We start from the raw sequence: 20,883 nt of genomic DNA on the forward strand, positions 1-20,883 counted from the left end.
CGTCACCCGCGGCTTTCCGTGAAGGTCTCGCGGGCAGCGCGCAGCGACTCCTTGAGGGAGCCCATGGTGGCGAGGACCGCGGTCGGCTCGTAGCCGCAGTGGGCCATGCAGTTGGCGCACCGGTCGTCCTTGCCGCGGCCGTAGGAGTCCCAGTCGGTCTCCTCGAGCAGTTGCTTGTACGTCTGCACGTACCCGTCGCTCATCAGATAGCAGGGCTTCTGCCAGCCGAAGAGCGAGTAGCTGGGGATCGCCCATGCGGTGCACGGGAAGTCGACCTTGCCCTCGAGGAAGTCCAGGAAGAGCGGGCTCTGGTTGAGCCGCCAGCGGCGCCGGTTGCCGCCCGCGAAGGCCTTCTTGAACAGCTCCCGGGTCTGCTGGACGCCGAGGAAGTGCTCCTGGTCGGGGGCCTTCTCGTAGGCGTAGGCGGGCGAGAGCATCATCTCGTCCACCTTCAGGTCGTCGTTGAGGAAGTTGAGGACCTCGATGACGGTCTGCGGGGTGTCGGTGTTGAAGAAGGTCGAGTTGGTGGTGACGCGGAAGCCGCGCCGCTTGGCCTCCTTGATGGCCTCGACCGCCTCGTCGAAGGTGCCCTCCTTGGCCACGGACTCGTCGTGCCGCTCGCGCAGCCCGTCGATGTGCACGGCCCACGCGAAGTAGGGCGAGGGCTTGAACTTGTCCATCTTCTTGCGCATCAGCAGCGCGTTGGTGCACAGGAAGACGAACTTCTTCTTGGCCACCAACTGCCGTACGATCTCGTCGATCTGCGGGTGCATCAGCGGCTCGCCGCCGGCGATCGACACCATCGGCGCACCGGATTCGAGGACCGCTCCCACGGCCTGGGCAACGGGCATGCGCTGCTTGAGCACCCCCGCCGGGTGCTGGATCTTGCCGCAGCCCTCGCACTTGAGGTTGCACGCGAAGAGCGGTTCCAACTCGACCAGCAGCGCGAACTTGTCCCGCTTCTTGAGCTTCTGTTCAAACAGGTACGCAGCGACCTTCATGGACTGCCGAAGCGGCATGGCCATCTGGCTCACCTCCGAGGGAGCAGCAAAGAACGGTGCCATTCAAAAAAAGCGGGAAGCACGGCACGAAGAACGCGGAAAGCTGATATTCCACCGCGCACCGTGCCGATACGGACGAGTTCATGTTCTGGAGCGTCCACGACCACTCGGACGGCGGCAACCGGGCGCGCGCCGGTGCGCACGGCGCTGTGGAGCGTGGCCGCCGACTCCATGTCGACCGCGATTGCGCCGGTCGCGAGCAGATCCGACCGTTCGTGACCACGGACGACGTGATCGGAGCCGGTGAGGGGTCCGGTGTGGACCGTGCGCCCGGGCACGGTGCGCACGAGTTCGCTGACGAGCAGATCGACGCCTACGCAGGGAGTGGTGCCGCGCGGGTCCCGGGTCTCCTCGGCGACGACCAGGTCACCGGGGTGCATGCCCGGGGCGAGCCCCGCGCAGAAGCCCGTGGCCAGGACCGCGGCCTCGCGCAGCGCCGAATCGGCGAGCACCCGGCTGACCGACCGTGCGGCCGCCTTGGGTCCCATGCCCGTACGCAGCACGGTGACGGGCCCGTCGGCCCCGGTGCGGTCCCCGCTGCGCAGGGCGAGGTGCTCGATGCCGAGCGCACAGGCGATCAGCAGCGGGGCCTGGTCGGGCTTCGTGCTCATCACCCCCCCTTGACCTCGGCGAAGGGCTCGCCGTGGACGTACCGCCCGAGCGCGGTGAGTGGGAAGACCTGCCGGTAGAGGTGGTAGTTGATCGAGAAGTCCCACGGGAAGCCGGTTCCCGTGAAGTACGGCTCGTCCCAGGAGCCGTCCGCCAACTGGGTCTCCGCGAGCCACTCGACTCCGCGCTCCACGGCCTTGGAGTCGCGCTCCCCCGCGGCCAGCAGGGCGAGCAGGGCCCAGCCGGTCTGGGAGGCGGTCGAGGCGCCCCGTCCGCTCCACTCGGCGACCTTGTGGTAGGAGCGCAGGTCTTCGCCCCAGCCGCCGTCGTCGTTCTGCACGGCTTCCAGCCAGGCCACCGCCCGGCGGATCGCCGGATGCGAGCCGGGCAGTCCCGCTGCCACGAGCGCCGGGACCACCGACCCCGTGCCGTAGACGTAGTTGACGCCCCAGCGCCCGAACCAGGAGCCGTTCGATTCCTGTTCGGCCAGCAGCCACTCGATCCCGCGTCGCGTACGGGGGTCGTGCGAGAGTCCCTCGACGGCGAGCATCTCCACCACGTGGGCGGTGACGTCCGCGGACGGCGGGTCGATGACCTCCCCGAAGTCGCAGAACGGCAGACGGTTGGGGAAGGAGCTGGTGTTGTCGACATCGAAGGCGCCCCACGCGCCGTTCTTCGACTGCATCCCGAGGTTCCAGCGCACCCCACGCCCGATGGCCTTCTCGATACGCTCCGGGTCGTGGTGCCTGACGCGGCGAAGCGCGAGGACCACCTCGGCGGTGTCGTCGATGTCGGGGTAGTTGTCGTTGTGGAACTCGAACGCCCAGCCGCCCGGCGGCAGCCCGGGCCGCTTGACCGACCAGTCGCCCGGCCGGACGATCTCCTCGCCGAGCATCCAGTCCGCGGCCTTCACGAGCTGCGGGTGGTCGGCCGGGACGCCCGCGTCGGCGAGCGCGATGGTCGCGAGGCAGGTGTCCCACACCGGCGACTGGCAGGCCTCGATCATCCGGGCGCCGTCCTCGCGCCATACGGCGAAACGGTCCAGCGAGGCCAACCCCTCGCGCATCACCGGGTGTTCGAGGTCATATCCGAGCAGATGGAGGGCGATGACCGAGTACACGGCGGGCGGCTGGATACCTCCCCAGCAGCCGTCGTTCTCCTGTCGTTCGATGATCCAGCGCGCCGCCGAGTTCATCGCGGCCCTGCGCAGCCGGCGCGGCGCGACCTTGCGGTACTGGTGCAGCGCCTTGTCGAGGCGCTGGAAGGCACCGTCCCAACTCGCCACGGGAGCAAGGGGCTTGACCGGATTGGGATTACCGGCGTCGGTGTGCAGCTCGTCCAGCGGGAACGGCGCCGGCCGCACCGGACGCTTCGCCGAGACGATGGTGAGCGGCACGATCGTCTGCCGCGCCCAGCACCCGAAGTCGTAGATGTTGAGCGGCATCCACTTCGGGAAGTAGATGAGCTCCGGCGGGAGTTCGGGCAGGTCGTCCCACTTCCACCAGCCGAACAGGGCGAGCCAGATCCGGGTGAAGACACGGGCCGAGGCGATGCCGCCCCGCTCGCGGATCCACGCGGACGCCTTCGCCATGTGCGGCTCGTCCGGGGCGTCCCCGGCCAGCCGCAGGGCGACGTACGCCTCGATGGTGGTGGAGAGTTCGCCCGGGCCGCCGTAGAACGTCGCCCAGGTGCCGTCGTCGCGCTGCTCCCCACGAATGAACAGCCCGGCCGCGCGTGTGGTCGACTCGTCGCGGATGCCCAGGAACTGACGGAGGAGCAGGTCCTCGGCGTCCATCGTGACGTTCGTCTCGAGGTCGCCCTTCCACCAGCCCTCGGCGTCCTGCCGTGAGAGCAGGAAGTCGGTGGCGCGCTGCATCGCGCGCGTGGCGGCGTCTCCGGTCTCGACTGTCCCGGCCGCCGCGGGAGTCGTCTGAAGTGGTGTTTCGCTGGCCGAGGCAGCGCGGGGCGGCAGGGCCCCGGTGCTTCCGTCGGTCGTCGCTGTCATGGCTTCCCCTTCGTGCAGTGGTACGTCTCTGCTGGGTCCGCCGTCGGCCGGTCCGCGTTCTCCCGCGGCACCGGCCGGCGACTACGCGAGGTTCATTCGACCGATAGTGATCATCTCTTCCGTACGACGACGAAGTCGGCGAGCGCCACGAACTGGGCCCGCACCTGGTCGGGCATCCGGACGGCGTCCAGTGCCTCGATGGCGATGGTGTGCTGGCGACGGGCCTCCTGGGCGGTCCACTCGCGGCCGCCCGCCTCCTCGATGAGCGCGGCGCGCGCGGCGAACTCCTCCTCGGAGAAGTTCTCGAAGTCGCTGGCCTTGGCGTCCTCGGCGAGCAGTTCACCGAGGCGCTCGGAGGCGGGCCCGCCCGCGGCGAGCGCGGCCACCACCGGCAGGGACTTCTTGCGCTGGCGCAGATCGCTCCAGGTCTGCTTTCCGGTGGCCTCCGGGTCGCCCCAGATGCCGAGGAGGTCGTCGACGGCCTGGAAGGCCAGGCCGAGGTGGTAGCCGTACTTCTCCAGCGTGTCGGCGGTGAAGTCGTCGGCGCCGCCGAGCACCGCGCCGATGGAGGAGGCGCAGGCGAGCAGGGCGCCCGTCTTGTTGCCCTCCATCTCCAGGCACTCCTCGACGGTGACCCGGTCGCGGTGCTCGTAGGAGATGTCCTGGGCCTGACCGTCGATCAGGGCGCGGGTGGCGGTCGTCAGACGGCGCGTGGCGCGGCCCGCCTCGGCGGTGCCGAGCTCCAGGAGGATCTCGTTGGCCAGCGCGAACAGGGCGTCGCCGACGAGGATGGCCTGGGCGGGCCCGTGCACCTTCCAGACGGTGTCACGATGGCGCCGCTGTTCGTCGCCGTCCATCAGGTCGTCGTGCAGCAGCGAGAAGTTGTGCACCAGTTCAACGGCGACCGCACCCGGCACGCCCACCTCGGGGGCGGCACCGGCGGCCTGCGCGGACAGGACGGCGAGCGCGGGGCGTACGGCCTTGCCGCCGTCGCCGTCCGCGGGGTTGCCCTCGGCGTCGATCCAGCCGAAGTGGTAGGCGGCGACGGTGTCCATGGGCGCCGCGAGGCGGTCGACGGCCGCCTTCAGCACCGGTGTGGCCAGGGTCCGGCCGCGCTCGAGGAGCGCGGTCACGTCCACCGCGTCGGCAGCCGTTTCGGCCGGGGGCACAGTGGGCACAGTCTCTCCTCTTGTTGCGATACCGGGGGTGCGGGGGCCTGCCGTGCTCGGATCGATCTGATCGAGCGTCATGCCGCCTCCTCGAAGAGTTCGAAGAGGTGATCGCGGGGCCGGCCCAGGGCTCCCAGTGCGGCGCCCGCCGCACTGACGCCACTGCGGACCGCACTCTCCATGGTCGCGGGCCACCCGGTGGCGGTCCACGATCCGGCCAGGTACAGGCCGGGGGCCTCGGTGCGGGCGCCGGGCCGCAGTCGCCCGACGCCTGGGGTGGGGGCGAACGTCGCCGTGCGCTCCCGGGTCACGAAGAAGTCCTTCACTTCCGCGCCGCGCGCGGCGGGCAGCAGCCGCTCCAGCTCCGGCAGATAGCGCTCGCGCAGGACGGACACAGGCTCGTCGATCTCGTCCTGCGCGGCCGACTGCGAGAGGGCCAGGTACTGCCCCTCGCGCAGCCCGGACGCCTCGGTCCGGTCGAAGACCCACTGCACCGGGGAACCCAGCGCCGCGAAGAACGGCCTGCTGAGCACCTTCCGGTCGTAGACGACATGGACGTTGAGGATCGGCGCGGTGCCGATCTCGAGGAGCCGCTCAGGGGCGTCGAGCGCGCCCTGGGGCAGCAGATCGTGGGTCTCGCGCTGGGGTACGGCGAGGACGACCGCGTCGGCCTCGATGCTCTCGCCGGGAACCTGAACGCTCCAACGCCCGTTCTCGTAAGGGGAGATGGAGGTGACGCGTGTACGGACCTCGGTACGGACGCCCGCGGAGTCGAGCGCCTTGCGGGCCAGGGTGTCGTGCAGTTCGCCCAGCGGGACGCGCGCCCAGCCGATATCGGCCGCGCCCGGGTCGGACAGCAGACCGGTCTTGAACACCATCGCGGCGAGCCCGAGCGAAGCATCCGAGGCCACCGCGTTGAGGGTGGCGACCCCCACGAGGTCCCACAGTGCCTCGACGGCGCGCTCCGACTGACCGTGCTCGGCGAGCCAGCTGCCGAAGTTCTGCGCGTCGAGCGCCGGATCGGCGAGATCCAGGCCCTTGAGCGCCAGCGCGGCACGGCCGACCTTGGCGCGCTCGGCGAGCGACAGATGCTGATACGTCGCGAGGCTGCGCGCCAGATGCAGCGGTACGGGCAGCGCGGTGCGACCGATTCTGCCGAGCCGTCGCCCGGGTTTGCCCTCGGCGTCGAGAACGGGCACGTCGAGACGATCCTGCAGAGGCGCCAGCGAGGCTCCGTCGACGCGATCGAGGAACCAGCGGTAGGCGGTGCAGCAGCGCAGATACACATGCTGTCCGTTGTCCACGGTGAGATCGCCGCGCTGGAAGGAGAACGCGAGTCCGCCGAGCCGCGGCCGTCCTTCGAGCAGCGTCACGCGCACCCCGGAGTCGGCCAGCGCGAGCGCGGCCGTGATCCCGGCGAGCCCGCCGCCGACGACCACGGCGGTCGCCCCGCCGGAGCTGCCCACGGGCTGCGTGACCTCGCTCATCGTGCACCCTCCCCCAGGAACCCGCCGTGATGATTGAACCGTGCACGGCAGGCCGTTGCAGTCAGGGACGCCACCCGGCCCCGGAGGGTTGCGTGCCGCTTTTCGCCGATGGATTCACCTTGGCCCAAATTGTCCATCAGGTGCGCCTCCTGACGGTACGCCGGGACACATGCCGGGCGTCTAGGCCGGAGAGGCCACGCACAGCGACATACGCCTTCTCACGTCCGGGCAGCGAGACCCGGCCGCGCAGCACGGCCTCCGGCTCGCGCTCGATGCGGTCGAGGAGGCGGCGGTAGATGCCGGCCATCGCCGCGACACAGGCGCCGCTGCGCCGGTCCAGCATGGGCAGCAGCCGGTATCCCTCGGCGAAAAGGGCGCGGGCCCGACGCACTTCGAAGTGCACGAGGCCCGCGAAGTCGGAGCCCTCCGGTGGAGTCGGCCCGTTGAACCCGGCCGAGCAGCCGAACTTGGCGAGGTCGTCGGCGGGGAGATAGGTTCGCCCGCCCTGGGCGTCCTCCCGTACGTCCCGCAGGATGTTGGTGAGTTGAAGCGCGAGCCCGAGCGTGTCGGCGTACTCCGGCGCGCGCTCGGCGCCGCGCGCCCCCGGTTCCGTACCGAACACACCGAGCGAGAGCCGCCCGATCGCCCCGGCCACACAGCGGCAGTAGACCTTCAGATCGTCCCAGGTCTCGTACGTCTCGCCGCGTACGTCCATGAGGACGCCGTCGATGAGTTCGTCGAGGCCGTCGAGGGGCACCGGGAAGTGCTCGGCGGTGTGACTGAGGGCGACCGCGACCGGGTCGGTGTCGTCCTCGTCGACGGCACTGTGGCGCACCCGGGCGAGCAGTGCCCGGGTGTCCTCGAGGCGGGCCGTCTTGACGTCCGGTGCGAGCGCGCCGTCGCCGATGTCGTCGACACGCCGCGAGAACGCGTAGAGCGCCGACATCGCACGGCGCTTGGGCGTCGGCAGAAGTCTGATGCCGTACGCGAAATTACGGGCCTGCTGACCGGTCACTGCCTCGCAGTAGCTGTAAGCGGCGAGTACCGGTGCGGACACGTGTTGTTCCGACTCCACGGTCCGGATCACCCCTCTCCTCGCAGAGTCACTCCCACCTCGCGCAGCAACTGGAGCTTGCCGGGCTTGGGCGGGCCGGGAAGTACGTCGTATTCGGCGGCGGCAATCGCACGGATTGCCGCCCTTCCCCCCGCAATGAACCCCGCGAGCAGCAGCTTCAGCCTGCCGTGGACGCTACCCACGAGGGGGGTGCCTTCATTCAGGAGGTTCAAGGCTCGTTCTGCTTCGTATGCAACCAGTGCGCGCACCGATGCGCCCGCTGTGGCGGTGGCGAGATCCGCCTCCTGGACGTGGAAACGTTTCATGTCCTCGGCAGGCAGGTAGATACGGTCGCGGCCGAGGTCCTCCGCGACGTCCTGAAGATGTTCGACGATCTGCAGCGCCGTGCACACCGCGTCGGAGTGGCGGACACGCTCGGGCGTGGAGGTACCCGTCACGGAGAGGACCAGCCGGCCGACGGGGTTGGCGGACAGCTCGCAGTAGGCGACGAGGTCGTCGTAGGTCTCGTACCGCTTGACGAGTTGGTCCTGGCGATTGGCCGCGATCAGGCCGAGGAAGGGCTCGGGGGTGAGGCTTGCGCGGCGGACGGTGCGCTGGAGCCGGCACAGCAAGGGGTGACGCGGGGTCGAGTCGAAAACGCGGTGAAGATCGGCTTCGAAGGCGTCCAGCAAGAGCAGGCGATCCTCGGCCTCTTCGGGCGACACGCCGAGGAGGCGGGCGTCCGCGCCACCCGGGGCGAGGTCACCGTCACCGATGTCGTCGACAAGACGAGCGAAGCCGTAGACGGCCATCAGGTCGTCGCGCCAGGCCTTGGGCAGAAAGAAGGGCGCCACGGGGAAGTTCTCGTCCGCAGCCTTGTCGAGGGTGTCACGCTCCGGATCGCCGGTGCGCGCCGTCCCGGCTTCGGTCACCGCTCGCCGCCCGGCGCGAGGACGGCACACGCATCGCGGAGCTGGAGAGTTTCCGTAGCCATTGCCGTCACATCTCCCGTTCTACACTGCCGACCCAATAGTGCCCATTTCGGACACGCCGCCCGGAGGTCCACGCAGCGTGCTGGTGCCGGGTGTCGCGTATTATCGCCCCACTTGGCGCGATTCGGCACCGGTACAGCTTACGTTGTACAACGCGGCGCGCTCCGCCGGGGTGTCCTGCACATCACAACAACACACCGATTGGCGTCAAGATTCCTAAGGCCAGCCGGAGTTGGCGTTTCCTTTGCAGACGCAGGGCCCCGCCGAAGAGTTCCGGCGGGGCCCTGGGCGAAATGGGCTACTTGCCCGTGAACTTCTCGTACTCCTTGAGGACCTCTTCGGTCGGGCCGTCCATGCGCAGCTCGCCGCGCTCCAGCCAGAGCACGCGGTCACAGGTGTCGCGGATCGACTTGTTGTTGTGACTGACCAGAAACACCGTGCCGGCCGACTTGCGCAACTCGCGGATGCGTTCCTCGGAGCGCTTTTGGAACTTGCGGTCGCCGGTGGCGAGGGCCTCGTCGATCATCAGGACGTCGTGGTCCTTGGCGGCCGCGATGGAGAAGCGCAGGCGGGCCGCCATGCCGGACGAGTAGGTGCGCATCGGGAGGGTGATGAAGTCGCCCTTCTCGTTGATGCCCGAGAAGTCGACGATCTCCTGGTAGCGCTCCTTGATCTGCTCGCGGGACATGCCCATCGCGAGCCCGCCCAATATGACGTTCCGCTCGCCGGTCAGATCGTTCATCAGGGCCGCGTTCACACCGAGCAGCGAGGGCTGGCCGTCCGTGTAGACCTTGCCCTTCTCGGCGGGCAGCAGGCCGGCGATGGCACGCAGGAGCGTGGACTTGCCGGAGCCGTTCGAACCGATCAGGCCGATGGCCTCGCCTCGGTACGCGATGAAGGAGACGCCCCGGACGGCGTGCACCTTGCGGACTCCGCGCTCCTCACCTCGCTTGAGGATGCGACTGAGAGCGGCGGTGGCGCTGCCTTTGCCGGTCTTGGCGCCGTTGACGCGGTAGACGATGTGCAGCTCGTCCGCGATGACGGTGGGGATGTGCGACGCCTTCTCAGCCACGGCCGTACCTCTCCTCAGCCTTCCAGAAGTACACGAACCCGCCGCCTGCGACGACCACGGCCCAGAAGGTCGCGATGGCCCACACATGCGGCGGCAGGTGGGAGGAGCCGTACCCGTCGATGAGCGCGAAGCGCATCAGGTCCATGTAGACGGCCGCCGGGTTCACCTGCAGCGCGCGGACGATCCACTCCGGGCGCCCGGCGAGCATGGTGCTGATGGAGAACATGACACCGGACGCGTACATCCACGTACGCAGGATGAACGGCATCAGCTGGGCCAGGTCCGGCGTCTTGGCGCCCATCCGGGCCACGATCAGCGCGAGGCCCGTGTTGAACAGGAACTGCAGGAAGAGCACCGGGACGATTATCAGCCAGGACAGGCCCGGGTAGCTGCCGAAGGCGATCGCCACGATGAACAGCACGATCATCGAGAAGAGCAGCTGCTGGAGCTGCTGGAGCGCGAACGAGATGGGCAGCGAGGCGCGCGGGAAGTGCAGCGCGCGGACCAGCCCCAGGTTGCCGGAGATCGCGCGGACGCCGGCCATGATCGAGCTCTGCGTGAACGTGAAGACGAAGACGCCCGTCACCAGGAACGGGATGTACACGTCGTGCGACATACCGCGGTTGGCCTTCAGGATCAGGCCGAAGATCAGGTAGTAGACGCCCGCGTTCAGCAGCGGGGTCGCCACCTGCCACAGCTGGCCCAGCTTGGCCTGGCTGTACTGGGCGGTGAGCTTGGCTTGCGAGAAGGCGAGGATGAAGTGCCGCCGCCCCCACAGTTGACGAACGTATTCGACGAGTCCGGGCCGGGCACCGCTGACCGCGAGCCCGTACTTGGCGGCCCTCTCGGCCGCGGAGAGCCCGTCATCGGGCGACGGTCGGTCGCTCACCGCGACTCCGCCGTCATGCGTTGTCTCACTCACAAGTGGAAACTTTCGTCTTCAAGATGCGCACAGCCTGGTCGGGCGTAGGCATGAGCCAGGGACCGGGGTACGGCCACGAATGCTCTCAGAAATGAGCTTGTCAGATCACCGGAGGTCGGCCCAGTCGAGTCAGCCGCCACACCGTACGCCACTTCATGGGGCGCCGGGGACCGCACGGACTGGTCCAGCCTTCCTTGAAGCCGCCGAACCACGCCTTGAGCGACGGTCCCGAGGGGCGACGCAGCAGCGTCAGGAGCATCCAGACGCCGAGATAGACCGGGACGAATGGCGCCGGAAGGTTTCGGCGCGCGAGCCAGACCCGGTTGCGGGCCACCATGCGGTGGTAGACCGCGTGCCGCGACGGTGCGGTCGTCGGGTGGTACAGCACCATGTCGGACCGGTAGTCGATCATCCAGCCCGCGTCGAGGGCCCGCCATGCCAGGTCGGTCTCCTCGTGCGCGTAGAAGAATTCGTCCGGGAGCCCGCCGACTTCGGCGAAAACCTTCGTACGGACCGCGTTGGCGCCGCCGAGGAAGGTGGTGACCCGTGAGTTGCGCATCGGGTCGGAGGCACGCAGCCGCGGGACGTGGCGACGCTGGGTCTCGCCGGTCTCGGGGTCGGCGATGCGGAAGCTGATGATGCCGAGTTTCGGGTCGGCGGCGAAGGCCTCGCGGCACAGTTCGGCGGTGTCGTGGGTCGCGAGGAGGCCGTCGTCGTCCAGGAAGAGGAGGACGTCGACATCCGTGCCACCGGGGCCGAAGGCCTCGATGCCCACGTTGCGGCCGCCGGGTATGCCCAGGTTCTCGGGCAGCTCGACGGTGCGGATGCCCTCGGGGACGTCCGGAACCGGCGAGCCGTTGCCGACCACGACCACCTCGACCCGGTCGCCGTCCTGCTTGGCGACGGAGTCCAGCAGGGCTCGGAGCTCGTCGGGGCGGTTGCCCATCGTGATGATGACCGCGCCGACCTTCATCGGGGCGCTCACTTCAGCCTGCTCGAGGCGAGGATGGACACGAGGTGCAGCAGCGTCTGCAGCAGCGCGATGCCGGCCAGCACCGCGACGCCGAGCCGGGAGAAGAACAGGTCGCCGCGCACCTGGTCCAGGACCGCCAGGACCAGGATCAGCAGGGACGCCTCGATCCCCAGCACCAGCCGGTGGAACTTCAGCGCCGAGGCAGCCTTGCGGGCCAGCGCCATGCCGGACGAGCGCGGCTCGGACGCCGCCTCCTTGACCGGCGGCAGCCCGCCCTGGTGCCGGGCGACGCCGACGAGATCGGTCTCGGCCTTGATCAGGATCGCGCCGAGCGCGGCCAGCGTGCCGAGGAACGCCCAGAGCCAGTCGATCCGCCCGGAGCCCCACAGATCGGCGGCGCGCAGGCCGAAGCCGACGAGCACCGCCGCGTCGGTCAGATAGGCGCCGACCCGGTCCAGGTAGACCCCGCCGAGCGAGTACTGCTTCTTCCAGCGGGCGATCTCACCGTCGACGCAGTCCAGCAGCAGGTACAGCTGGACCATCACGACGCCGAGCACCGCGCCCGCGATCCCCGGAACCAGCAGGGCCGGGGCCGCGAGCACGCCACAGACGGTCATCAGGTACGTGAGCTGGTTGGGCGTGATCCTGGTGTTCACCAGGTAGCGGTCGCAGCGCAGCGAGATCTCTCGCATGTACAGGCGTCCCGCCCAGTGCTCACCGCTGCGCCGGTCCTTCACCCCAGCGGGGTGAACGACGGGGCGGAGTTCAGCTACCGATGGCCTTGGCATAGTCGGAGTAGATGTCCTTGATCTGGTTGGGTTTCAGGTCGAGGTGTTCGAGGATCGTGTAGCGGCCGGGCCGGGTCTGCGGAGCGAACTCCACGACCTGCACGAACTCGTCCACGGTGAAGCCGATCTCCTCCGGCAGCACCGGCAGCCCGTGCCGGTGCAGCACCTCGGCCATGTACGCCGACTCCTCGTGCGCCCCCCGCAGAAACATCGCGAAGGCCGCGCCCAGACCGCACTGCTCGCCGTGGCTCGCCGCGCGCTGGGGGAAGAGGAGGTCGAAGGCGTGGTTGATCTCGTGGCAGGCGCCCGACGAGGGACGCGAGTCGCCCGACACCGACATGGCGATACCGCTGAGGACCAGCGCCTCGGCGAGCACCTGAAGGAAGTCGTTGTCGCCAATGCCGCCCGGGTGCCGCAATACGGCCTCACCGGCCTGACGCGCCACGGCGGCCGCGAGTCCGTCGATCTTCTCGCCGTTGACGCGGTTGGCCAGCTCCCAGTCCGCGATCGCGGAGATGTTGGAGACGGCGTCGCCGATGCCGGAACGCACGAACCGTGCGGGGGCCTCGCGGATCACATCGAGGTCGATGACGACCGCGATCGGGTTCGGCACACCGTACGAGCCGCGGCCCGCGTCGTTGTCGAGGGTCGCGACGGGTGAGCACAGGCCGTCGTGGGCGAGGTTCGTGGGAACCGCGACCAGCGGGAGGCCGACACGCGCCGCGGCGAACTTCGCGCAGTCGATGATCTTGCCGCCGCCCAGGCCCACGACCGCGTCGTAGTGCCCTGCCCTCATGGCACCGGCCAGCCGGATCGCGTCGTCGAGAGTGCCGCCGCCGACCTCGTACCAGGTGGCGCCGGGCAGAGCCGGGGCGATCCGCTCGCGCAGCTTGGCGCCGGAGCCGCTGCTCACCGCGACGGCGAGCTTGCCCGAGTGTGAGATGCGCTCGTCGGAGAGCACGCTCGCCAGATCGTCGAGGGCACCAGGGCGGATGTCGACGACGACCGGCGAGGGGATGAGCCTCGTCAGTACTGGCACGCGATCTCACGTCCCTTGGCGAGGTCGTCGTGGTTGTCGATCTCGACCCACTTGACGTCGCCGATCGGCGCGACATCGATCTTGAAGCCGCGGTTGACGAGCTCCTGGTAGCCGTGCTCGTAGAACTGCTGCGGGTCCTTCTCCCACACCGTCTTCAGGGCGTCGGCCAGCTCGGCGGCGGCCTCGCCCTCGATGAGGGTGACACCGATGTACTCACCGGTGGCCTCGGACGGCTCCATGAGCTTGGTGATCTTCCGGACGCCCTTGTCGGGGTCCACGACGACCTTCATCTCCTCGTCGGCGAGGTTCTTCACCGTGTCGAGGGCGAGGATGATCTTCTTGCCGTCGCCGCGGGCGGCGAGCAGCGTGTGCTCCACGGAGACCGGGTGCACGGTGTCGCCGTTGGCGAGGATCACACCGTCCTTGAGGGCGTCACGGCCGCACCACAGGGAGTAGGCGTTGTTCCACTCCTCGGCCTTGTCGTTGTCGATGAGGGTGAGCTTGAGGCCGTACTTCTCCTCGAGGGCCGCCTGCCGCTCGTACACGGCTTCCTTGCGGTAGCCGACGATGATGCCGACCTCGGTCAGACCGATCTCGGCGAAGTTGCCGAGGGTGAGGTCGAGGACCGTGATGCTGTCCTCTATGCCCGCAGGACCAACCGGCACGAGAGCCTTGGGAAGGCTGTCGGTGTAGGGACGAAGACGCCGTCCGGCGCCGGCTGCCAGCACGAGGCCGATCATGCGGGTTCTCCTTCATCGTGTACGGCGGGTGCCCCCGAGGACACCCAGAAGCGGATGCTCTCGACGAGCACCAACAGGGCCACAGCCACAGCGAGCACCGTGAGCGCGACCTTGAACTGTGTGGCGGTGAGCAGCGCGGCAAGGACGGTGACCAGCAGCGTCCTGCCTTCGTGCCCGCCGATCGCCCGCACCAGCCAGTGCGGGGGGGCTCCGGCGTTGCCGCGGATGCGGTACACCGTGTCGTAGTGATGGTAGGCGACCGCGGCCACCAGACCGAAAGCCGCGGGAAGTGCTCCGTTCACATCGGCTTTGGCGGCCAGTACCAGAACGGTGCCGTACTCGGCGGCGCGGAAGAACGGCGGGACGAGCCAGTCGAGGGCGCCCTTGAGGGGCCGCGCGAGGGCCACGGGCGACAGGAGTACGTAGATCACGGCACCCAGAACGGGCCACCAGCTGCCGTACGGGGCGAGCGCCGCGCCGAGCACCACGAGGGCCCCGGCGACGAAGGCGACGGCCGCAGGGCCGCGGCTCACGACGCCCCGCGTGAAGCGGGTCAGGAACTCGGCGAGCGGGCCGGAGTCGGTGAGGTCGGCGAGGGCGGTGGCGGCACGGTCGGTGCGGCGGGCCTTGCGGGTCAGCGAGCGCAGTACGCGGCCCGCCGTGGTGTACGTCGCCGCGAAGGCGCAGCCGATGAGCAGCGCGTAGAAGGTGATGCGGGGGGTGGTGAGCGCCGTGAGCACGGCGATCATCGCCCAGCGCTCGCCGATGGGCAGCACTATCATCCGGCGCACCCAGACCGTCCAGCCGACGCTGTCGAGCTTGTCCGAGAGGGCCGCGGTGGGGCTGGTGTTGGCGGTGGCGTCGTGGTTCGCCTCGTTGAAGGAGAAGTCGACGACGTGCCGGCAGGTCTGCAGGATCATCGCCCCGAGGGCGAGCGCCCAGACGTCGTCGCCGCCGCGGGCCGCTCCGAGCGCGAGGCCCGCGTAGTAGGCGTACTCCTTGGCGCGGTCGAAGGTCGCGTCGAGCCAGGCGCCGAGCGTCGAGTACTGCAGGGAGTAGCGGGCGAGCTGGCCGTCCGTGCAGTCGAGGACGAAGGAGAACAGGAGCAGCAGGCCGGCCGCGACGAAGCCGACGCGGGTGCCGGTGGCGGCGCAGCCCGCGGCGATGAGCGCGGTGAGGAGTGAGGCGGTCGTCACCTGGTTCGGGGTGAGACCGCGGCGCGCGCACCAGCGGGCGATGTAGCGCGAGTACGGGCTGATGCAGTAGGTGGTGAAGAAGCCGTCGCGGGCCTTCACGGCGCTGCGCAGGCGTACGGCCTCGTCGTCCACGGCAAAGACGGCCTGGCGGGCCTCGTTGCGCTCCTGCGGGTCGCTGGGGACGGCGGCGACGAGCGTGCCGAGCTCGGGCTGGTGCACGGCGACGCCGTCGGCGTCGAGGGCGGCCGTGAGGCGCTCGGCGAGGTTTTCCGTGGCGACGGCGAGCCCCCCGGAGGCGGAACTCTCGCGGGCCACAGCCCGGGTCAGCGCCCGGCGGGCCTCGGGCTGCACGGATATGGCACCGGGCAGCGCGGAGGCCGCGAACCGGGGGTCCGTGAGGCCGAGGCGCAGCGCGTGTGGGTGGCCCACGAAGCGGGCGTCGACGATGGCGACCCGCTGGTCCGCCGGGACGGCGGCCAGCAGGGCCTCGGCCTCGCCCGCGTCGGAGGCGAACCGCACGTCGAAGCCGAGCGACCCCAGATCGCCCTCAAGCGACGATCCGGGGACCGGCTGGCCGGTGAGGATGGCGGTCGACAGCGAACTCACTCCCTGGGTGCCGGCGCGTCCGAGCCGGTCAAGTGCGTGATGGGACGGCCCCGCGCCTATGGCGGCCGGGCGGCATGTCGGCAGAGGTTATCGGATGAATGGAAGCGGGCGTTCACCACCCGTTCATGGCCCGATCCACCTGGTTTTGCATGGCCTCCGCCGCGATCATCATCAGGGATCCGGGGCCCGTGCCACAAACCGCGCTCCCAGACCGGCGCATTCTCGGCATGGCACACGGCACCCGGCGCACCGCCCGGAGCGGGGCACGGCGGGCACCGGAAGGACGGCCCGGAACAGGGCAGGACGGACACCGTGCAGGACCGGCATAGGGTGGGCCTCCATGACATGGCTGATCACAGGCGGAGCCGGATACATCGGGGCCCACGTGGCGCGGGCGATGGCGGAGGCCGGGGAACGCGTCGTCGCCCTGGACGACCTCTCGTCGGGGGTGCCGAACCGGCTTCCGGAGAGCATTCCGCTGGTGCGGGGCTCGTCGCTGGACGGGGATCTGCTCAAGCGGGTCTTCGCGGAGCACGCGGTGACGGGTGTGGTGCATCTCGCGGCGCGCAAGCAGGTCGGTGAGTCCGTGGCCGAGCCGACGCGCTACTACCGGGAGAACGTGGGCGGTCTCGCGACGCTCCTGGAGGCGGCCGCCGCGGCGGGCGTCGAGCGGTTCCTCTTCTCCTCGTCGGCGGCCGTCTACGGCAACCCCGATGTGGACCTCATCACGGAGGACACCCCTTGCGCCCCGATGAGCCCGTACGGCGAGACGAAGCTCGCCGGGGAGTGGCTGGTGCGGGCGGCCGGGCGGACCCACGGCATCGCGACGGTGTGCCTGCGCTACTTCAATGTGGCCGGCGCGGCCGCGCCGGAGCTGGCCGACACCGGCGTGTTCAACGTGATCCCGATGGTCTTCGAGCGCCTGACACACGACGAGGCCCCGCGGATCTTCGGGGACGACTATCCGACACCGGACGGCACGTGCGTCCGTGACTACATCCACGTCGCCGACCTCGCCGAGGCGCACCTCGCGGCGGCCCGGCGGCTGGCCGACGGCGCGACGGGCGATCTGACCGTGAACATCGGCCGCGGCGAAGGCGTTTCGGTCCGTGAACTCCTCACGCTCATCGGCGAGGTCAGCGGGGACACCCGGGAGCCGGTCGTCGAGCCGCGCCGCCCCGGTGACGCCCCGCGGGCGGTCGCCTCGGCCGCGCTGGCCGCGAAGGAGCTGAACTGGAGCGCGCGGCGCGACGTGCGCGAGATGGTCGAGTCGGCGTGGGAGGGCTGGCTGCTGCGCCATAGCGGGACGCAGGCCGATTGATCTTGTCAACGCTCTGACCTGCGCATCGTTTCCGCAGGTCAGAGCATATGACAACGGTGTTCAGTGCCGCGTTGCCTGATGCTCCCCGCCCGTAGTTCACTGTGATCCCGAGCGGATGACAGGAGGCGGCTTCCATGGGGGCTGGGCACGACCACGGGCATGCGCACGGTGCGCCGGCCACCGGTACGGCGACGGCGGCCTACCGCGGGAGGCTGCGCGTCGCACTGTCGATCACGCTCACCGTCATGGTGGTCGAGATCGTCGGCGGTCTCGTCGCCGATTCGCTGGCGCTCATCGCGGACGCGGCGCACATGGCGACGGACGCGCTGGGCCTGGGCATGGCGTTGCTCGCGATCCATTTCGCGGCCCGCCCGCCGAGCGAGACCCGCACCTTCGGGTACGCACGGGCCGAGATCCTCGCCGCGCTGGCCAACTGTCTGCTGCTGCTCTGCGTCGGCGGCTATGTGCTCTACGAGGCGATCCAGCGGTTTGTGACCCCGGCCGACACCCATGGCGGCCAGACGATCGTGTTCGGTCTCATCGGTCTGGTCGCGAACACGATCTCGCTCGTACTGCTCATGCGTGGCCAGAAGGACAGCCTGAACGTGCGTGGCGCCTTCCTGGAGGTGGTGGCGGACGCGCTGGGTTCGGTGGCGGTCATCATCGCCGCCGCGGTGATCATGACCACGGGCTGGCAGGCCGCCGACCCGATCGCGTCGATCCTGATCAGCCTCATGATCGTCCCCCGCACCTGGAAACTGCTCCAGGAGACGCTCAACGTCCTCCTGGAGGCCGCCCCCAAGAACGTGGACATGGCCGAGGTGCGGGCACACATCCTGGCGCTGCCCGGCGTCGAGGACATACACGACCTGCACGCCTGGACGATCACGTCCGGCATGCCGGTGCTCTCCGTCCATGTGGTGGTCAGCTCCGACGTCCTGAACGCGATCGGTCACGAGAAGATGCTCCACGAGCTCCAGGGCTGCCTCGGCGTCCACTTCGATGTCGAGCACTGCACCTTCCAGTTGGAGCCGAGCGGGCACGCGGAGCACGAGGCGAAACTCTGCCATTGATCGGGGGCGCGACCGTCGTCCCCGCTGCCGGCGTGGGCGGCGATCCGAGGAGGTGGGTTGGTGACTGTCGCGTTCGGCGCTGCTGTGCGCAGCGACACGACCGTCCCCGTCCTCCGGGCCCGCGGCTGACCCGACGTGTCGGCCGGGCCCTTCACCCAAGGGTTTCCACGTTGACCGACAACGCTGAACACACCACCGCCTGGCACACCCGCCAGGAAACCTCCGCCGACCACGCGGAGGTGCACACCGTGAACGCCACCGCCTTCCAGAGGGCGGAGGAGGCCGATCTGGTGGACGCGCTGCGCGCCGACCCGGATGCCTGGCTCCCGGGCCTGTCGTACGTCGCCGAGGCGCCCGACGGCACGATCGCGGCGTACGCACTGATCACCCGGTGCCATGTCGACGGCGCCTGCGCCGCCGCGCCGGCCCCCGTCGCCGTACGGCCGGAGCATCAGCGCAGGGGAGCCGGATCGGCCGTCGTACGCGCGGTGCTGGAGGCGGCACGCGCGCGTGGGGAGCGGCTCGTCCTCGTACTCGGGCATCCCGGGTACTACCCGAGGTTCGGTTTCCTGCCCGCTGCGGAGTACGGCATCCGTCCCGGATTCGACGTGCCGCCCGAACACCTGATGGCCCTTGTCCTGGACGATTCCTCGTCGGTGGCACCGGGCACGATCAGGTATCCGGCCGCTTTCGGGGTCTGACGCACGTCGGCCGCACGTCCCGCTCCGGGCTTTCGGGGCGGGACATGCGGGAGCCGCGAAGTGCCGGGAGTGCCGGTTTCGTACGGCAGACTTGGGGTTCGAAGACCGATGCGAAGGATGGGTATGCCGATCACACCTGCCACCGCGACGCACAGTTCGTCGAACGGCACCGTTGAAGCGATCTTGCTGGAGCTGGTCGACGAGGACGGCAACACGATCGGCACGGCGGAGAAGCTGGCCGCCCATCAGGCGCCCGGGCAGTTGCACCGCGCGTTCTCCGTGTTCCTCTTCGACGAGCGCGGCCGACTGCTGCTGCAGCAGCGTGCACTCGGCAAGTACCACTCCCCCGGCGTCTGGTCGAACACCTGCTGCGGTCACCCCTACCCGGGCGAGGCGCCCTTCGCGGCGGCGGCCCGGCGGACGTACGAGGAGCTCGGGGTCTCTCCCTCGCTGCTCGCCGAGGCGGGCACGGTCCGCTACAACCACCCGGACCCGGACTCGGGCCTGGTGGAGCAGGAGTACAACCACCTCTTCGTCGGGATGGTGCAGTCGCCGCTGCGCCCCGACCCGGAGGAGGTCGGTTCGACGGCCTTCGTCACCGCCGCCGAGCTGGCGGAGCGGCACGTGAAGGACACCTTCTCGTCGTGGTTCATGACGGTGCTGGACGCGGCCCGTCCGGCGATCAGGGAGCTGACGGGCCCGTCCGCGGGCTGGTGACGGCCGTCCCGCTACACGATGCTCGGAGTGAGCGGCAGGGCGGCCCAGATCACCTTGCCGCCGCTCGCGGTGTGCTCGACGTCGCACACTCCGCCCGACTCCCGGGTGACCTCACGCACCAGCAGGAGCCCCCGGCCGCCGGTCTGCCCGTGGTCGGCCTCCAGGGCGGTCGGGCGGTAGGGGTGGTTGTCCTCCACGGAGACGCGCACCCACTCGGCGCCGACGGCGACCTCCACGGCGAGCATGGGGGACAGCAGAGCCGCGTGCCGGACCGCGTTCGTGACCAGTTCGGAGACGATCAGCAGAAGCCCCTGGACCAGGTCGTCCGAGACCGGCACCCCCTGGCGGACCAGCAGATCACGGACGGCGTGCCGCGCCTGCGGCACGGAGGCGTCGATGGCGGGAGCGGTGAACCGCCACACCCCCTCGTACGGCAGTGGGCCCGGCGGTCTCCGCTCGGGAGCCGCGTATCCACCGCCTTCAGGGCTCGGGTCGGACCCCCGCCCGAGATTCTCCATCGTCCGGTCGCCACCCTTGCGCTCGATTGTCACCACACGTCGAGTGTTGGTACTGCGCTGGTCCGTACCGGATGACTGAACAGAAGTAAGCGGTTTTCGACAGCTTCTGATCATTGGCGTATGACACGGTCAGTTGTGAGACTGCTCCTGTCCCTGTTATGCGGACTTCGGAACTATTCGGGTTGTACGGGTTCGAGGCCTGGCTCGCCCTATTCGTTCCTCGCTCTCCCGCCGTCCGAGAGGCGCTCCGAGACCATGCCCACGACACTCCGCCCGCCGTATCCCGCCGCGATCAGGCCCAGGCCGTCGAAGAGCAGCGCGAGCGAGAAGAAGGCGCCGATGACGTACTTGCTGCTGCTCGGCCAGGAAGCGAGGACCAGGATGCCGAGCAGCAGGTCGAAGGCGCCCTGGACGAGCGTCCAGCCGAACTGGGGGCCTCGCACGACGATGCTGCCGACCAGACGGAACACCCCGCCGGTCAGGAACAGCAGTGCGGCGAACATCGTCAGTGCCTCGGCGGCCGCGTCCGGTCGGCGGATGACGACCACGCCGGCCGCGAGGTTCAGGGCGGCGACCGCGAGGCCGAGCCAGAAGTAGGTGGTGCCGCGCGCCTGGATCGCGTGCAGCAGGCCGACCGCGCCGCCGATCAGCAGGAGCCACCCGAAGAGGATCATCGACGTCAGGGTGGCGGCCGCGGTGTAGACGAGCCCGACGAGCCCCGCGAGCACAAGGATCACGCCGAGCGCCGCGAGCCAGCCGAAACTACGGGCGAGCTTGGCGGTTTCGCCCCTGGACCGGGCCTTCCGCGATGTGGCCATCGGCGCCTCCTCGCGCCTGCCC

At 69.7% G+C, this 20,883-nt stretch carries 21 protein-coding genes; 4 read left to right on the forward strand and 17 right to left on the reverse strand.

Translation table 11 applies throughout. The features are described 5' to 3' along the window. Positions 1 to 2 precede the first annotated feature (2 nt). The 15 genes from hpnH to IEY95_RS11750 form a co-directional block, all read right to left on the reverse strand. A complete protein-coding gene (gene hpnH, locus IEY95_RS11685) occupies positions 3 to 1,025 on the reverse strand; it encodes an adenosyl-hopene transferase HpnH (RefSeq protein ID WP_189185871.1) in 1,023 nt (340 codons plus the stop codon). Between the two features lie 5 nt (positions 1,026 to 1,030). Further along, entirely contained in the window at positions 1,031 to 1,672 is a 642-nt protein-coding gene (locus IEY95_RS11690) for a 5'-methylthioadenosine/S-adenosylhomocysteine nucleosidase family protein (RefSeq protein ID WP_189185872.1), read from the reverse strand. Beyond that, positions 1,672 to 3,675 (reverse strand): squalene--hopene cyclase, encoded by a 2,004-nt coding sequence (gene shc, locus IEY95_RS11695; RefSeq protein ID WP_189185873.1) that lies wholly within the window; start codon positions 3,673 to 3,675, stop codon positions 1,672 to 1,674. The genes IEY95_RS11690 and shc overlap by 1 nt, the downstream gene beginning before the upstream one ends. Before the next feature lie 110 nt (positions 3,676 to 3,785). After that, a complete protein-coding gene (locus IEY95_RS11700; RefSeq protein ID WP_189185874.1) occupies positions 3,786 to 4,925 on the reverse strand; it encodes a polyprenyl synthetase family protein in 1,140 nt (379 codons plus the stop codon). Next, the gene (gene hpnE, locus IEY95_RS11705; RefSeq protein ID WP_189185875.1) at positions 4,922 to 6,331 is read right to left on the reverse strand and encodes a hydroxysqualene dehydroxylase HpnE; all 1,410 of its coding nucleotides are present in this window, start codon (positions 6,329 to 6,331) and stop codon (positions 4,922 to 4,924) included. Before hpnE ends, IEY95_RS11700 begins: the two co-directional genes overlap by 4 nt. Continuing rightward, a complete protein-coding gene (locus tag IEY95_RS50605; RefSeq protein ID WP_373294458.1) occupies positions 6,328 to 6,468 on the reverse strand; it encodes a DUF6380 family protein in 141 nt (46 codons plus the stop codon). The genes hpnE and IEY95_RS50605 overlap by 4 nt, the downstream gene beginning before the upstream one ends. Then, a complete protein-coding gene (gene hpnD / locus IEY95_RS11710) occupies positions 6,468 to 7,418 on the reverse strand; it encodes a presqualene diphosphate synthase HpnD (RefSeq protein ID WP_189185876.1) in 951 nt (316 codons plus the stop codon). The genes IEY95_RS50605 and hpnD overlap by 1 nt, the downstream gene beginning before the upstream one ends. Beyond that, positions 7,415 to 8,317, reverse strand: coding sequence for a squalene synthase HpnC (hpnC, locus tag IEY95_RS11715; protein WP_189185877.1), 903 nt, complete (start codon positions 8,315 to 8,317; stop codon positions 7,415 to 7,417). The genes hpnD and hpnC overlap by 4 nt, the downstream gene beginning before the upstream one ends. Positions 8,318 to 8,675: 358 nt before the next feature. Further along, positions 8,676 to 9,467 carry an ABC transporter ATP-binding protein gene (locus tag IEY95_RS11720; protein WP_373294462.1) on the reverse strand — a complete coding sequence of 264 codons (792 nt, stop codon included), beginning with the start codon at positions 9,465 to 9,467 and terminating at the stop codon, positions 8,676 to 8,678. Continuing rightward, positions 9,442 to 10,371 carry an ABC transporter permease gene (locus IEY95_RS11725; RefSeq protein WP_189185879.1) on the reverse strand — a complete coding sequence of 310 codons (930 nt, stop codon included), beginning with the start codon at positions 10,369 to 10,371 and terminating at the stop codon, positions 9,442 to 9,444. Before IEY95_RS11725 ends, IEY95_RS11720 begins: the two co-directional genes overlap by 26 nt. A gap of 100 nt (positions 10,372 to 10,471) precedes the next feature. Continuing rightward, positions 10,472 to 11,344 carry a glycosyltransferase family 2 protein gene (locus IEY95_RS11730; RefSeq protein ID WP_373294463.1) on the reverse strand — a complete coding sequence of 291 codons (873 nt, stop codon included), beginning with the start codon at positions 11,342 to 11,344 and terminating at the stop codon, positions 10,472 to 10,474. A gap of 8 nt (positions 11,345 to 11,352) precedes the next feature. Further along, entirely contained in the window at positions 11,353 to 12,132 is a 780-nt protein-coding gene (locus IEY95_RS11735; protein ID WP_189185881.1) for a CDP-alcohol phosphatidyltransferase family protein, read from the reverse strand. Further along, positions 12,110 to 13,171, reverse strand: coding sequence for an iron-containing alcohol dehydrogenase family protein (locus tag IEY95_RS11740; RefSeq protein WP_189185882.1), 1,062 nt, complete (start codon positions 13,169 to 13,171; stop codon positions 12,110 to 12,112). Before IEY95_RS11740 ends, IEY95_RS11735 begins: the two co-directional genes overlap by 23 nt. Continuing rightward, the gene (locus IEY95_RS11745) at positions 13,159 to 13,911 is read right to left on the reverse strand and encodes a phosphocholine cytidylyltransferase family protein (RefSeq protein ID WP_189185883.1); all 753 of its coding nucleotides are present in this window, start codon (positions 13,909 to 13,911) and stop codon (positions 13,159 to 13,161) included. Before IEY95_RS11745 ends, IEY95_RS11740 begins: the two co-directional genes overlap by 13 nt. Next, complete coding sequence (locus IEY95_RS11750) at positions 13,908 to 15,704, reverse strand: DUF5941 domain-containing protein (protein WP_189186022.1); 1,797 nt, start codon at positions 15,702 to 15,704, stop codon at positions 13,908 to 13,910. The genes IEY95_RS11745 and IEY95_RS11750 overlap by 4 nt, the downstream gene beginning before the upstream one ends. A gap of 349 nt (positions 15,705 to 16,053) precedes the next feature. On the opposite strand from IEY95_RS11750, the gene galE reads away from it, so the two are divergent. The 4 genes from galE (at position 16,054) to idi (ending at position 19,525) form a co-directional block, all read left to right on the forward strand. Continuing rightward, positions 16,054 to 17,034 (forward strand): UDP-glucose 4-epimerase GalE, encoded by a 981-nt coding sequence (galE, locus tag IEY95_RS11755; RefSeq protein ID WP_189185884.1) that lies wholly within the window; start codon positions 16,054 to 16,056, stop codon positions 17,032 to 17,034. Positions 17,035 to 17,168: 134 nt separating this feature from the next. Beyond that, positions 17,169 to 18,107: a cation diffusion facilitator family transporter gene (locus IEY95_RS11760; RefSeq protein ID WP_189185885.1), complete on the forward strand. Its 939-nt coding sequence runs from the start codon at positions 17,169 to 17,171 to the stop codon at positions 18,105 to 18,107. A gap of 170 nt (positions 18,108 to 18,277) precedes the next feature. Further along, positions 18,278 to 18,808 (forward strand): GNAT family N-acetyltransferase, encoded by a 531-nt coding sequence (locus IEY95_RS11765; RefSeq protein ID WP_189185886.1) that lies wholly within the window; start codon positions 18,278 to 18,280, stop codon positions 18,806 to 18,808. A 123-nt stretch (positions 18,809 to 18,931) separates the two neighbouring features. Beyond that, on the forward strand, positions 18,932 to 19,525 hold the full coding sequence (gene idi, locus IEY95_RS11770) for an isopentenyl-diphosphate Delta-isomerase (RefSeq protein ID WP_189185887.1): 594 nt from the start codon (positions 18,932 to 18,934) through the stop codon (positions 19,523 to 19,525). Between the two features lie 11 nt (positions 19,526 to 19,536). Here the strand turns inward: idi and IEY95_RS11775 are convergent, their stop codons facing one another. Beyond that, positions 19,537 to 20,043, reverse strand: a complete 507-nt coding sequence (locus IEY95_RS11775; RefSeq protein WP_189186023.1) for an ATP-binding protein — start codon at positions 20,041 to 20,043, stop codon at positions 19,537 to 19,539. 209 nt (positions 20,044 to 20,252) lie between these two features. After that, on the reverse strand, positions 20,253 to 20,861 hold the full coding sequence (locus tag IEY95_RS11780) for an HdeD family acid-resistance protein (RefSeq protein ID WP_189185888.1): 609 nt from the start codon (positions 20,859 to 20,861) through the stop codon (positions 20,253 to 20,255). Positions 20,862 to 20,883 lie beyond the last annotated feature (22 nt).

The sequence above is a fragment of the Streptomyces albiflavescens genome (genome assembly GCF_014645835.1).
GTDB lineage: Bacteria > Actinomycetota > Actinomycetes > Streptomycetales > Streptomycetaceae > Streptomyces > Streptomyces albiflavescens.